Annotated in this window: 10 protein-coding genes; 6 read left to right on the top strand and 4 right to left on the bottom strand. The window is 58.9% G+C overall.

What is annotated here, in order from left to right; genetic code table 11:
• Positions 1–170: 170 nt before the first annotated feature.
• Together ACWKV9_RS14405 and rlmKL are read right to left on the bottom strand one after the other, a co-directional pair.
• Positions 171–2,180 (bottom strand): sensor domain-containing diguanylate cyclase, encoded by a 2,010-nt coding sequence (locus ACWKV9_RS14405; protein WP_483836786.1) that lies wholly within the window; start codon positions 2,178–2,180, stop codon positions 171–173.
• Positions 2,181–2,341: 161 nt separating this feature from the next.
• Complete coding sequence (gene rlmKL, locus ACWKV9_RS14410; protein ID WP_483836787.1) at positions 2,342–4,594, bottom strand: bifunctional 23S rRNA (guanine(2069)-N(7))-methyltransferase RlmK/23S rRNA (guanine(2445)-N(2))-methyltransferase RlmL; 2,253 nt, start codon at positions 4,592–4,594, stop codon at positions 2,342–2,344.
• Between the two features lie 589 nt (positions 4,595–5,183).
• Here rlmKL and rmf point away from each other — a divergent pair.
• Positions 5,184–5,399, top strand: coding sequence for a ribosome modulation factor (gene rmf / locus ACWKV9_RS14415; RefSeq protein ID WP_080290409.1), 216 nt, complete (start codon positions 5,184–5,186; stop codon positions 5,397–5,399).
• A 125-nt stretch (positions 5,400–5,524) separates the two neighbouring features.
• On the opposite strand, the gene ACWKV9_RS14420 is transcribed toward rmf, so the two are convergent.
• Complete coding sequence (locus tag ACWKV9_RS14420) at positions 5,525–6,556, bottom strand: quinone-dependent dihydroorotate dehydrogenase (protein WP_483836788.1); 1,032 nt, start codon at positions 6,554–6,556, stop codon at positions 5,525–5,527.
• A gap of 293 nt (positions 6,557–6,849) precedes the next feature.
• Here ACWKV9_RS14420 and ACWKV9_RS14425 point away from each other — a divergent pair, with 293 nt between their 5' ends.
• The 5 genes from ACWKV9_RS14425 to cobA all read left to right on the top strand — a co-directional run bounded on the left by ACWKV9_RS14425 (position 6,850) and on the right by cobA (position 12,799).
• Entirely contained in the window at positions 6,850–8,058 is a 1,209-nt protein-coding gene (locus ACWKV9_RS14425) for a CmpA/NrtA family ABC transporter substrate-binding protein (protein WP_483836789.1), read from the top strand.
• A 13-nt stretch (positions 8,059–8,071) separates the two neighbouring features.
• On the top strand, positions 8,072–8,647 hold the full coding sequence (locus tag ACWKV9_RS14430; protein WP_483836790.1) for an ANTAR domain-containing response regulator: 576 nt from the start codon (positions 8,072–8,074) through the stop codon (positions 8,645–8,647).
• Between the two features lie 360 nt (positions 8,648–9,007).
• Positions 9,008–10,219: a nitrate/nitrite transporter gene (locus ACWKV9_RS14435; protein ID WP_483836791.1), complete on the top strand. Its 1,212-nt coding sequence runs from the start codon at positions 9,008–9,010 to the stop codon at positions 10,217–10,219.
• Positions 10,220–10,253: 34 nt separating this feature from the next.
• Positions 10,254–11,948, top strand: a complete 1,695-nt coding sequence (locus ACWKV9_RS14440; RefSeq protein ID WP_483836792.1) for a bifunctional protein-serine/threonine kinase/phosphatase — start codon at positions 10,254–10,256, stop codon at positions 11,946–11,948.
• A gap of 89 nt (positions 11,949–12,037) precedes the next feature.
• Entirely contained in the window at positions 12,038–12,799 is a 762-nt protein-coding gene (gene cobA / locus ACWKV9_RS14445; protein ID WP_483836898.1) for a uroporphyrinogen-III C-methyltransferase, read from the top strand.
• Between the two features lie 65 nt (positions 12,800–12,864).
• Here cobA and ACWKV9_RS14450 read toward each other — a convergent pair whose 3' ends face one another.
• A complete protein-coding gene (locus ACWKV9_RS14450) occupies positions 12,865–13,899 on the bottom strand; it encodes an OmpA family protein (RefSeq protein ID WP_483836793.1) in 1,035 nt (344 codons plus the stop codon).
• Positions 13,900–13,949: the final 50 nt, after the last annotated feature.

A 13,949-nucleotide genomic window follows, 5' to 3' on the forward strand; every position in this document is an offset into this window, starting at 1 on the left:
CCGCACCAGCAAAAAGCCCATCGTTTGATGGGCCTTTTTTTGTACGTGCTGCACGCTAGCGAAGCCAAACACATACCTCTGTAGGAGCCAACTTGCTGGCGATACGGTGTGGGAATGATCGAGGCTCGCGAACAAGTTCGCTCCTACAGATCAGCGATACAGATCTACGGTCAAAGCAACTCCGGCTCAATCCGGTCACGCCCCGCGAGCTTGGCAGCGTAGACACCTGAATCTGCGCGCAACAGCAACGCATCGCCCTTCTCCCCTGCCCGCCAACTTGCCAGACCGAAACTGGCGGTCACCTGTCCCACACCGTCCACAGGCGCGGCGCGTAATTCGCTCCAGAGTTCTCGCGCCAGCTGGTAAGCCTGAGAGGGATCGGTGTCAGGGCACAGAATCATGAATTCCTCGCCGCCCAGCCGGCAGAACACGTCGCTGCGCCGAAGCCGTTTGCCGATGCGCTGACACACGATCTGCAACACCAGATCACCGGTGGCGTGCCCTTGATTGTCATTGATCGCCTTGAAGTGATCGATATCGAGCATGATCACCGAGAACCGTCCGCCCTGACGCTCGGCGCGCACCATTTCCGTCTGCAATTGCTCCTGAAAATAACGCCGGTTATAGACCCCGGTCAGGGAGTCAGTGACCGACATCGTGCGCAGTTCCTCTTCAACCCGCTTGCGCTCGGTCACGTCCAGGCAGACCGCCAGATAACCCACCCATTGATCGTGCTCGTCCACCACCGCACTGACCTGCATGCTGACCAGTAGCGTGCTGCCATCCTGGCGCAAAAACGTCCAGTCACGGGCCTGTTGACCCGGCTCGTCCACCGCTTCGACCAGCATGGCGTCGCTGGAGTCGATCGCCCGACCATAGCGCTGGGTCAGTTCGCGGGTGTGCGCCTGAAGCTCGGCCGGCAGGTGCAACTGTTGCAACGTCAGCCGTCCGCAAACCGCGGCGCTGTCGTAGCCAAGCATCCGCTCTGCTCCGATGTTGAAGGTGGTAATCACGCCATTGAGGTCGGTGGCAATGATCGCCACCTGGGTAGCGGCGTCGAGTACGTTGCGCAGTTGCCCGTGAGCATCGCGAAGTTGGAGTTCGCGCTGACGCAACTGCACCGTGCTCTGTTCGACCAGCCGCAGCGCACGCTGGCGCTGACTAATCAGCACATACAACAGCGCGCTAAGCATAAAGCTCAGCAAAGCGCCCAGTATCACAACGCTGTCTGTGGCCGAAGGATTGGCGGTCAAGAATGCAGCGGTCGGCTTGATCTCCAGCAGATACTTTCGGTCGGCGAAGGTCAGTTCGCTGCGGATATATAGCTGGCTGGCGGCCGGGTCGACGCTTGACTGGTACAGCACGTCTGGCCATTGCGGCACAGTCATGTCGCTGAGCGTAAGTGACAGATTGTCCTGATCCGGTCGTGGCAAGCCGTCGGACATCAATTTGCGCGGACTGATTACCGCCGAGACATAACCATCGAGCAGCGTGGGATCGATGACCCCGTTGCGATCGCGGCTGACCACCGGCGCAACCAGCAAAACGCCATTGCTGAAGCGCGGATCAACGCCAAGGATTTCCATACGCGGAGAGGCCGCCATACGCGCTGACTCGCGAGCCTGTTCCAAAGTCGCGTGCCTTACGCTCTCGGAGTTCTGATCAAAACCCAAGGCTGCTGGCGTCGCGGCGCGCGTCTGACTGTAGCGGACCGGGTAGTAAAGCTCACGTCGGGGCGATGGCTCCAATGCGCCAGAGGCTGCGATCGACCTGATCGAATACCCCTGAAGTCCGTCGCGCCTGGCCTGTGCTTCAAACTCCGGGCGATCGACATCCAGCACGCGAGGCGCCCAGGAATAGGCCTCGGTCCAGTTGAGCATGGTATTGGCAAAACCGTTGAATTCGTCTTGGGACACTTCATTGGAGTAAACGAAGAAACGCCGCAGGCCGTCCAGGCGTTGCACCTGACCGTCCAGGCGCTCCTGCACCCGACTGAAACGCTCGTTGCCCAGCAATTCGAAACGCTGCTGCAACTGGCGCCGGAACAATTCGATATTGGCCCATGCCAGCAAACCGGTCAGTACTGCACCGGAGGCGAACGTCAGAACGGCGACCACCCACGAGCTGGCCTCTTCGCTGATAAAGCCCATTATCTTGGGGTTTGGGGGAGTTGACGACATATGCAAAAACTCATGACGCCACTGTGTTGCCGCGACATATGGCCATGCATCTCTTATAGCGATTCGCCACTAGCTTGCCTAGTGCTGCATGTCGCTCATGGGGGACATCGCGCACCTGCCCGACGAAGCGGCCGCCGGATCAGGTGAACGGTAGCCCTCACTTACCGTGCAGTGATTTTCCAGGCACGGTGAATCTTGCTGTTGCGGGCAAAATCCGGGTCCAGAGTCTGCGCGGTGATCTCCTCGACCGCGTAACGCTCGGCCAGGTTTTCCTCCAGCTGGAACTTGCGGAAGTTGTTGGAGAAATACAGCACGCCGCCCGGCGCCAGACGTGCCATGGCCAGATCGATCAGTTGCACCTGATCGCGCTGCACATCGAAGATGCCCTCCATGCGCTTGGAGTTGGAGAAGGTCGGCGGGTCGATGAAGATCAGATCGTACTCTTCACGGCTGCTTTCCAGCCAGACCATGACGTCGCCCTGCTCCAGACGGTTTTTGTCGGAAAAACCGTTGAGCGACAGATTGCGGCGCGCCCAGTCCAGATAGGTTTTCGACAGATCGACACTGGTGGTACTGCGCGCGCCGCCCTTGGCCGCATGCACACTGGCGGTCGCGGTGTAGCTGTACAGATTGAGGAATCGCTTTCCGGCTGCTTCGCGTTGAATGCGCATGCGCATCGGACGGTGGTCCAGAAACAGGCCGGTGTCCAGGTAGTCTGTCAGGTTGACCAGCAGCTTGACCCCGCCTTCCTTGACCTCGACGAACTGGCCTTGAGCACTTTGGCGCTCATACTGCTTGGTGCCGCTCTGGCGCTCGCGACGCTTGATGACCACGCGACTCTTGTCGATGTTCAGCGCCTGAGGGATAGCGGCCAGGGCATCGAACAGACGGGCCGAGGCCTTCTCCGGATCGATGGACTTGGGCGCAGCGTATTCCTGGACATGAACCCAGTCTTCATAGAGATCGATCGCCAGGGAATACTCAGGCATGTCGGCGTCATACACGCGATAACAATCGATACCTTCGCGACGCACCCATTTGCTCAACTGCTTGAGATTCTTCTGCAGGCGGTTGGCGAACATCTGCCCGCCTTCGCTCAAGCGCGCCTGCTCAACCACAGGTGCCGGCTCACGAATCGGATTGCCATTCTTGTTAAGCTTGACCGGCTCGGGCGCAACCTCGTGCTCGGCCTGCTCGCGTTCGATCTGGCGCTGCTCCGGGGTGCGGCGCTCGCCGGTAACGAACTGGTCCGGCTGAACCTTGATCAGCAGCAATTTGCACGGCAAGGCACCGTTCCAGAACGCGTACTGCTTGTGGCTGCGAATGCCCATGCGCTTGCCCAGGTCCGGCGCGCCGGTGAACACCGCAGCCTCCCAGTTCAAGCAGGCCTGGCGCAGGCGCTCGCCGAGATTCTGATAGAGATACAACAGGCTCGCTTCGTCGCCCAAACGCTCGCCGTACGGCGGGTTGCAGATGACCAGGCCTTTCTGGTTCTGATCAGGACGCGGCTCGAAGGTCGCGACTTCGCCCTGGTAAACCTTGATCCAGTCGCTCAGCCCTGCGCGCTCGATGTTGTTGCGTGCCGGTTGAATCAGACGAGGGTCGGCTTCATAACCGCGAATCCACAATGGGGTTTTGGCCAGGCCCGCTTGCGCCCGTGCCGAGGCTTCCTCATGCAGCTTGTGCCACAGGGCCGGAACGTGACCGAGCCAAGCCGAAAAGCCCCAGCGCTCGCGCTTGAGGTTGGGCGCGATATCGGCACCAATCATGGCCGCTTCGACCAGGAATGTACCGACGCCGCACATCGGGTCAGCCAGCGCGCCGCCTTCGGCAGCAATACGTGGCCAGCCGGAGCGAATCAGGATCGCTGCCGCCAGGTTTTCCTTGAGCGGCGCGGCGCCTTGCTGCAAGCGATAACCACGCTGGTGCAGGCTGTGACCGGACAGGTCCAGCGATAGAATGGCTTCGCCACGGTCCAGGCGCAGATGGATGCGCAGATCAGGATTGAGCTTGTCGATGGAAGGACGCAGGCCTTCAGGCGTGCGCAGTTTGTCGACGATGGCGTCCTTGACCTTCAATGCCCCGAAGTGGGTATTGTCGATGCCCGAACCGTGGCCGCTGAATTCGACCGCCAATGAACCGTCCGGCTCAAGATGATCCTGCCAATCGACGTCGAGCACGCCGTGGTAGAGGTCTTCGGCGTCTTTCATCGGGAAGCGCTTGAGCACCAGAAGAACGCGGTTGGCAAGACGCGACCACAGACACAACCGGTAGGCTGTTTCCATGTCGGCGGTGCCACGGATGGTCGAAGTGTGCTCGCGGGTGTCTTCGAGGCCAAGCGCGGTGGCTTCCTCAGCAAGCAGGCCTTCCAGGCCTTTGGGGCAAGTGAGGAAGAGTTCGTAACGGTCCGACATGATTATTCCAGAGCCTTTGGCTTGAGCGGCGGGACAACGCATTGCCCCACCCGATTTAAAACAGGCGTCTTTCTTGGAGAGCGCCTGCGTGGCACATACATTGTGCCGGTCCACCACGACGATGCCTCCATCAAAGAAGGCGAATGCCATGGCAGTCGGTTAGCAGGCCCGAAAACCTGAGTAAAACTGATATTAAAAAACCACTATTGAGCCCGACGACGTCAGTAATAAAAAGTCACATCCCCGACCCTTCGTCGTTTTGACCCTGACTTCAAAAAGCCAGCAGTCGATATTGAGACACAGTCTCGATATGCCTGTAGAGCCCCATATACAGGGGTTCACAAAAATAACTGCCTGCGAATGAAGCCTCTGCTTATGGTCTTAATACCCCAAACATGACTTTCTTATGACAAAACGGTCATTCACAGCGCCCGATGCATTGGTTAGAAACAACACAGGTTGTCGTCGCAATGACGGCAGCACCTAAGCCCGCGACGCCGGCAGCGGGTACCAACGGCAGAGAATTTCTGCCCGACCTCGACATGAGGTCTCAAGGGACATTACAGTCAACAAACGAGGGCAACACCCTATGAGAAGACTTAAGCGTGATCCGTTGGAAAGAGCATTTTTACGCGGATATCAATTTGGTGTTCATGGAAAATCCCGTGAGCTTTGCCCCTTTACTCTACCGTCAGTACGCCAAGCCTGGATCAACGGCTGGCGAGAAGGACGCGGCGACAACTGGGACGGTATGACCGGCACTGCGGGTATCCACAGACTCAACGAACTTCACGCGGTCGGCTAAACACACATAAGGGAACGTGCGACTAAATAATTTTTCGATCTCATCACACCATGCGTGCCCCATCCGGGCCGCGGGCCAAAGCCCAGGGGGTTCCGTCAAGGAACCCCCTTTTTATTGGTCCAGGTTCAGCTGGCGGGACGAGGCATCGCCGCGATTGCATCGACAGACTGGCGTATCAGCGCCGGCCCTTTATAGATGAAGCCAGAATAAATCTGCACCAGACTGGCACCGGCAGCGATTTTCTCGGCCGCGTGTTTGCCCTCCGTGATCCCACCAGCGGCAATGATCGGCAACCTACCGCCCAACTCAGCGGCCAGCACCTTGACGATGTGCGTGCTTTGTTCACGTACCGGTGCGCCGGACAACCCGCCCGTCTCATCAGCATGGGGCAGCCCTTCGACGCCTTGGCGGCTGAGGGTAGTGTTGGTCGCGATCACGGCGTCCATTCCGGATTCGATCAAAGCGCGAGCGACCAGCGCGGTTTCTTCATCGCTCATGTCGGGCGCGATTTTGATTGCCAGTGGCACGTGCTTGCCGTGGATTTGAGTCAAAGCGAGTTGGCGAACCTTCAGCGCTTCAAGAAGTTGCTTGAGCGAATCGCCAAACTGCAGACTGCGCAGGCCCGGTGTATTGGGTGAGCTGACATTGACCGTGATGTAGCTGGCGTGGGCGTAAACCTTGTCCAGGCAGATCAGGTAATCGTCAACGGCGCGCTCCACCGGAGTGCTGAAGTTTTTGCCGATATTGATGCCCAGGATGCCGTCGAATTTGGCGGCCTGCACGCGGCTGACCAGGTTATCAACGCCCAGGTTGTTGAACCCCATGCGGTTGATGATGCCTTCGGCATGGGGCAGGCGGAAGATGCGTGGCTTGGGATTGCCGGGCTGTGCCAGGGGGGTGACAGTGCCAATTTCGACGAAACCGAAGCCCAGTTGCGAGAAGCCGTCGATGGCCGCGCCATTTTTGTCCAGGCCTGCCGCCAAACCAACCGGGTTCGGAAATTCAAGGCCCATGACCGTCGTCGACAACTTGACCGGCGCCTTGTTGAACAGACTGTTGATGCCCAACCGCCCTCCCGCACCGATCAGGTCGATCGACAGGTCGTGGGAGGCTTCCGGGGAAAGTTTGAACAGTAACTGGCGGGCCAGGTTATACATGGGCGGGCGCGGCTCGTTGCGGCTGAATTCAGCGGGCGATTATAGACGCCACACCGATGCAGCGCGAGGCCTGTCCTGAACTTTGCGCAGCGACCGCCCCGTCGCTGGCATATCGCTTGCTTCGCTTATGCATCGAACTCGTTCCAATGACGGAGCGGATCATCTGACAATGGCGTCGCGACTATCCTTGCTCAGGCAGCGGGTGGAGCGACGCTTTTTTTATGGAAGTCGTGTGGTACAGCTCAGCGACGCAACATAAGCCAGCCATCGCGACTTCAAGCGGGACCGAAAACATGAATGAATCAATAAGCAGCACATTGGCCTGGGTGGCGGGCAGCGACGCCCCGGAACTTAGCAGTATCGATGTCGGCTTCATGGCGCTGACCGACAGCGCATCCCTGGTGGTCGCGGCGACTCAGGGCTTCGCGCAGCCGTATGGACTGAACATCAATCTGCATCGGCAAACGTCCTGGGCCAATCTGCGGGACAAACTGGTCAACGGCCAGCTCCACGCCGCCCACAGCCTGTACGGCCTGATCTACGCCGCGCAACTGGGCATTGGCGGACAAGCCACGGACATGGCGGTGTTGATGGGGCTTAATCAGAATGGCCAGAGCATCAATGTCTCCCGGGCCTTGCAGGACGCCGGAGTGATCACTCCTGAGGCGCTGGACCGGCGCACGCACCAAAGCGATCCAAAACTGACCTTCGCCCAGACCTTTCCCACCGGCAATCACGCAATGTGGTTGTACTACTGGCTGGCGAGTCAAGGCATTCACCCGCTCAACGATGTCGACAGCGTGGTGGTGCCGCCGCCGCAAATGGTTGCCCACCTTGAGGCTGGCCGCATTGACGGTTTCTGCGTGGGTGAACCGTGGGGCGCCAGCGCAGTGGCTCAGGATCTGGGCTTTACCATGGCCACCTCTCAGGCAATCTGGCCGGATCACCCGGAAAAAGTACTCGGCTGTACCCGTGAATTTGTCGAGCAGTATCCCAACACCGCACGGGCACTGATCATGGCGGTACTAGAGGCAAGCCGCTTCATCGAACAAAGTGTCGACAACCGTTGCAGTACGGCGCAATTGCTCAGCGCCAGCGACTATGTCGATGCCCCGGTGGAATCCATCGAGTCGCGATTGCTGGGCAAGTACGTCGACGGGCTGGGTAATCACTGGCAGGACCATCACCCGGTACGTTTCTACAATAATGGCGAGGTCAACCTGCCCTATTTGTCCGACGGCATGTGGTTCATGACCCAGTTCCGTCGGTGGGGATTGTTGCGCGAAGACCCCGACTACCTGGCCATTGCCCGGCAGGTGCAGCAACTTGCGCTTTATGCCCAGGCGGCCGAAGCGCTCGGCGTGCCGGTCCCCTCCGCGCCCATGCGCAGCAGTCAGTTGATCGACGGCAAGGTCTGGGACGGCAGTGATCCGGCGGGCTATGCGCGCAGCTTCAAGCTGCATGCGTTGGCCGATACCGCCCCCATCGCGCTCGATCGTTGAGGAGGATGCCAACATGCTGCGTATCCTGCTGATAAACGACACGCCGAAAAAGGTCGGACGCCTCAAGGCCGCACTGATCGAAGCCGGGTTTGAGGTCATCGACGAGTCAGGACTGATCATCGACTTGCCCGCGCGCGTCGAGGCGGTACGTCCGGACGTAATCTTGATCGACACCGAATCCCCGGGCCGCGATGTGATGGAGCAAGTGGTGCTGGTGACCCGCGATCTGCCGCGACCGATCGTGATGTTCACCGACGAACACGACCCCGGCGTCATGCGCCAGGCAATCAAATCAGGCGTCAGCGCCTACATCGTCGAAGGCATCCACGCACAGCGCTTGCAGCCGATTCTTGATGTCGCCATGGCGCGTTTCGAAAGCGATCAGGACTTGCGCGCCCAGCTGCATGCCCGTGATCAGCAACTCGCCGAGCGTAAGCGCATAGAACTGGCGAAGGGGCTGCTGATGAAAATGAAAAGCTGTAACGAAGAAGAGGCTTACACCCTGATGCGCCGTCAGGCCATGAGCCGGCAACAGAAGCTGATTCAAGTGGCCGAGCAGATCATCGCCATGAGCGAGTTGCTGGGCTAGCGTCCAACAACCCTTGTAGGAGCGCGCTCGCCCGCGAAGGTTTTCTGTCCGCAAGGGGATATGAAACTGACACACCGTTTTCGCGGGCAAGCGCGCTCCTACATTTCGATCACCGGACATACTGGCCCACGTTTTGCTTTGTAAACCGCACAGGTAGCCAACGGCGGTTGCCCCACTCACGACAAAGACGTCGCACCCCTCTTCGCTCAGGCGGATCGGGCTGCGACGTTTTTTGCGTTTTGGACCCAGTGTTTTTGGGCCGGGTGGAGCGCCGGATTGTGGTGCTTCACCTGCAGGATCTGACCCGTTGCAGTGCGAGTTCGCCTCGCCCGCCACATTCCTTTGCAGATGAGGTGTTTGATGAATACGAGTTTCTGGAAGGCCGGCCACAAACCGACACTGTTTGCAGCGTTCCTGTATTTCGACCTGAGCTTCATGGTCTGGTACCTGCTCGGTCCGCTGGCCGTTCAAATTGCCGCCGACCTGCACCTGACCACTCAACAACGAGGGCTGATGGTCGCCACGCCGATCCTGGCAGGCGCCATCCTGCGTTTTTTGATGGGCATGCTGGCTGATCAGTTGTCGCCGAAAACCGCCGGCATCATCGGCCAGATCATCGTCATCGTGGCGCTGTTCGGCGCTTGGCAGCTGGGCATTCACAGCTACGAACAAGCGTTGGTGCTAGGTCTGTTCCTGGGCATGGCTGGCGCATCGTTCGCCGTTGCCCTGCCGCTGGCTTCGCAATGGTATCCGGCTGAACACCAGGGCAAAGCCATGGGCATTGCCGGCGCAGGCAATTCCGGCACCGTGCTTGCGGCATTGATCGCACCCTTGCTGGCCGCCAGTTTCGGCTGGAGCAACGTGTTCGGATTTGCAGTGATCCCGCTGGTGCTCACGCTGATCGCTTTCTCGCTGATGGCCCGCAACGCCCCGGAACGGCCTAAAGCCAAATCCATGGCCGACTACTTCAAAGCCCTGGGTGACCGCGACAGCTGGTGGTTCATGCTGTTTTACAGCGTTACCTTTGGCGGCTTCATTGGCTTGGCCAGTGCCCTGCCCGGCTATTTCAACGACCAATATGGCCTCAGCCCGGTTACCGCCGGCTACTACACGGCGGCCTGCGTGTTCGGTGGCAGCCTGATGCGTCCTTTGGGTGGCGCACTGGCCGACCGTTTCGGCGGCATTCGCACCCTGTCGGGCATGTATGCGGTCGCCGCAATCTGCATCGCTGCGGTTGGCTTCAACCTGCCAAGTTCCTGGGCGGCACTGGCGCTGTTCGTCGCCGCCATGTTGGGTCTCGGTGCAGGCAACGGCGCCGTCTTCCAATTGGTCCCACAACGTTTTCGCAAGGAAATCGGGGTCATGACCGGGTTGATCGGGATGGCTGGCGGCATCGGCGGATTCCTGCTGGCGGCTGGTCTTGGCGCAATCAAGCAAAACACCGGCGATTACCAACTGGGCCTGTGGCTGTTTGCCTTGCTCGGTGTACTGGCGTGGTTTGGACTGATGAACGTCAAGCGTCGCTGGAGAACCACGTGGGGTTCGGCGGCAGTGACGGCGGCTCGGGTCTGAACGCTTCTAAAATGTCAGACGCGAGAATCGGCCAATGAACTCGTCAGCAGACTTGCCCAACGTCACCGCGACGGACTTGCAATTTAGCTGCGCCGAGTTCAGCGCGAGCGGTCCGCGTGATGAAAATCAGGACGCGGTGCGTTGGGTGACCCCCGCACCGGCACTGGCCGCGAGCAAAGGCTATTTATTTGCGCTGGCGGATGGGGTAAGTCAATGCCTGGACGGCGGGCTCGCTGCTCGCTCCACCCTTCAGGCCCTGGCGCTGGACTACTATTCGACGCCAGAAACCTGGGGGATCGCGCAAGCACTCGATCGCTTGTTGCTTGCGCAAAATCGCTGGCTGCAAGCCAATGGCTTGCTGACTACCTTGAGCGTGTTGGTCTTGCGCGGTCGCCGTTTCACTCTTGCCCACGTCGGCGATTGCAGGGTTTACCGCTGGTACGCTGGCGAGCTGCAACGCATCAGCGAAGATCATGTCTGGGAACAGCGCGACATGCAGCACGTACTCAAACGTGCGCTCGGGCTGGATCAATACGTGGTCATGGACTATCTGGACGGCGAGTTGCGTGAAGGCGAACGCCTGCTGCTGGTCAGCGATGGTGTATGGGCGACTTTAGGGGACGAGCGCATCCGCTCGATTCTCAATGAGCAGGACAATCTCGATGACGCCGTCAAAACGCTGGTCAGCGCGGCACATCTGGCGGGCAGTCAAGACAACGCCAGTGCACTGCTGATTAATGTCCATCAGCTCGGCACTGACAGTCTCGGGGACGCGCTGCTGCAACTGCAGCGATGGCCGATGCTACCGCAACTCAAGCCGGGCCAGACTTTTGAGGGCTGGCACGTTGAATCGCAACTGGCCGACTCCAGGCAATCACGAATCTACCGCGTGCGGGATGCGCAAAATCAGCCCTGGTTGCTAAAAACCTTGCCCGCCGCGCTATCAGGCGAATCAGGCGCCGAGCAGGCGCTGCTGCTGGAAGAGTGGTTTTTGCGGCGAGTGGCCGGGCGCTTCTATCCGGAGGTGCATGCCGCAGCGCAGCGCCAGCATTTGTACTACGTCATGCGTGAATACTCCGGCCAGACACTCGGCGAAATCTTCGAGCAGAACGGACCGCTGCGCCTGTCGCTCTGGCTGAGCCTTGCAACTGATCTGGTCAGTGCACTCGGGCTTTTGCATCGTCGCAACATCGTGCATCGGGATATCAAACCGGAAAACCTCCTGCTCGACGACGATGGTGCGTTGAAAGTCCTGGATTTTGGCTTGGCATTCTGCCCGGGGCTGTCAGCGGTCCAGCCCAATGATCTGCCGGGAACGCCCAGCTTCATTGCCCCGGAGGCATTCAACGGCCAGGCGCCTGAACGGCGGCAGGATATTTATGCTGCGGGCGTCACCCTGTATTTCCTGCTCACGGGTCACTACCCCTACGGCGAGATCGAAGCATTTCAGCATCCGCGCTTTGGCAGCCCCGTGCCTGCCGGGCGATACCGTCCAGACGTGCCTGAATGGATCGAACACAACCTGAGCCAGGCGCTCCAGGCCGATCCGGAAAAACGCTACGAAACCGCAGAACAATGGCTGTTGCAGTTGCAACAGGGTGAGTTGAAAACCCTGAACGCACGCCCCCGTCCATTGCTTGAACGAGAGCCGCTAAAGGTCTGGCAGACCATCGCTGTGCTTTCGCTGATCGCCAACTTATTGATGTGGCTCTGGCTGATCAAGACCTGATACGCCGCGCAGCTTGCGGCTGATGTACTTCACATAATCCCATGGCGGGCAGCCTGCTGCGCGCTGGTATCAAAAGTCGAGGTAACGCAATGAACGCAAAAGTCTGGCTGGTGGGCGCAGGTCCCGGCGATCCCGAGCTTTTGACCCTGAAAGCTGTCAGGGCATTGCGTGAGGCCGATATCGTCTTGATCGACGATCTGGTCAACAGCGCGGCGCTCGAACACTGCCGCGGCGCTCGTATCATCCCTGTCGGCAAAAGAGGCGGCTGCCGCTCGACGCCACAGGCCTTCATCCATCGCCTGATGCTGCGTTATGCCCGTCAAGGCAAATGCGTGGTGCGCCTGAAAGGCGGAGACCCCTGTATTTTTGGACGCGGCGGCGAAGAAGCGCAGTGGCTGCGCGAAAATGGCGTTGAGGTAGAAGTAGTCAATGGCATTACGGCAGGGTTGGCGGGCGCAACGCAATGCGGCATCTCGCTGACATTGAGAGGGGTTGCGCGGGGGGTAACGTTGGTTACGGCTCACACTCAGGACGACAGTACGCTCAACTGGCAGGCACTGGCACAAAGTGGTACGACGCTTGTGGTGTATATGGGCGTTGCGAAGCTGACAGAAATTCAGGGCCAACTATTGAATGGCGGTTTGCGGGAGAATACGCCGGTAGCGATGATCGAAAACGCTTCCCTGCCCCATCAACGGGAATGCAGAACCTCATTGCTGGATATGCATCGTGATGCATTGGCATTTGAACTCAAGAGTCCGGCCATTCTTGTGATTGGTGAAGTCGTGGGCAATGCAGAGATGGTTGCAAGTACCGCAGCTGCCATAGTCATGCATCAATACGAAGCTTGAGATAGAGCGAATTCCAGGCATGAAAAAACCCGGCAGAGGCCGGGTTTTTTTGAGGCTTTGGCTAATTACTTAGCTTGGGCTTCTACTTCAGCTTCTACGCGACGGTTAACAGCGCGGCCAGCGTCAGTTGCGTTATCAGCAACTGGACGGGTTTCGCCGTAGCCAACCGAGTTCACGCGGCTTGCACCAACACCGTACTGGTTAACCAGAACTTGCTTAACGGCGCTTGCACGACGCTCGGACAGTTTCTGGTTGTAAGCGTCAGGACCGACGGAGTCAGTGTGACCTTCAACAGTGGTGGTGGTTTGTGGGTACTGAGTCATGAAGTCAGCGAGGTTTTTGATGTCGCCGTAGCTGCTAGGCTTGACTACCGACTTGTCGAAGTCGAATTTCACGTCCAGCTCAACACGAACAACTTCAGCAACTGCCGGGCAACCGCTAGCATCAACAGTTACGTTGGCTGGGGTGTCTGGGCACTTGTCTACGTTGTCGCAAACGCCATCGTTGTCGCTGTCGGAGCAGACGTCAGCAACTGGAGCAGGTGCTGCTTCAACTTTCTTGGAGCCGCCACCGAAGTTTACGCCGATACCGACGCTAGGTGCCCACTCGGTGTCACCCTGGTCGATGTTGTACTGAGCTTCAACGCCAGCACGAGCATAGAAGTTGTCGGTGAAGTAAAGCTTCGCACCGCCGCCGATGTTGGCGAAGGTGGAGCGGTTACGACCGCCGCTGCCGTTCTGACCGATGCTTTGGTCAGAGAAACCTGCGGAAACGTATGGACGCAGCATGTCGCCCGGGTTGTTGAAGTGGTAGAGAGCGTCAAGAGCGGTGTTAGCGCCTTTGATGTTCTTGCCGTCATCGCTACGGACGTTGTGAACTTCGTCGTAGCCCAGACGCAATTCAACGTCGTCAGTCAGGAAGTAGCCGATCGAACCGCCGAACAGGTTGCCGTCATTCTTGAAATTACGAGCGCTGTCGAACTGTTCTTTCTTGGCGAAGCCTTCAATTTCGACTGCGCCTTGGCCTTGTGCCAGAGCGCCGAACGAAGTTGCGGCAACAATAGTACCAATGGCCAAGCCCAAGGTGTTTTTCAGTTTCATCCGTTAAATCCCCATCTGGTGATTGTAAAGCAGTCCCGCATAACGGGGAC

The sequence above is a fragment of the Pseudomonas corni genome, from assembly GCF_057128765.1.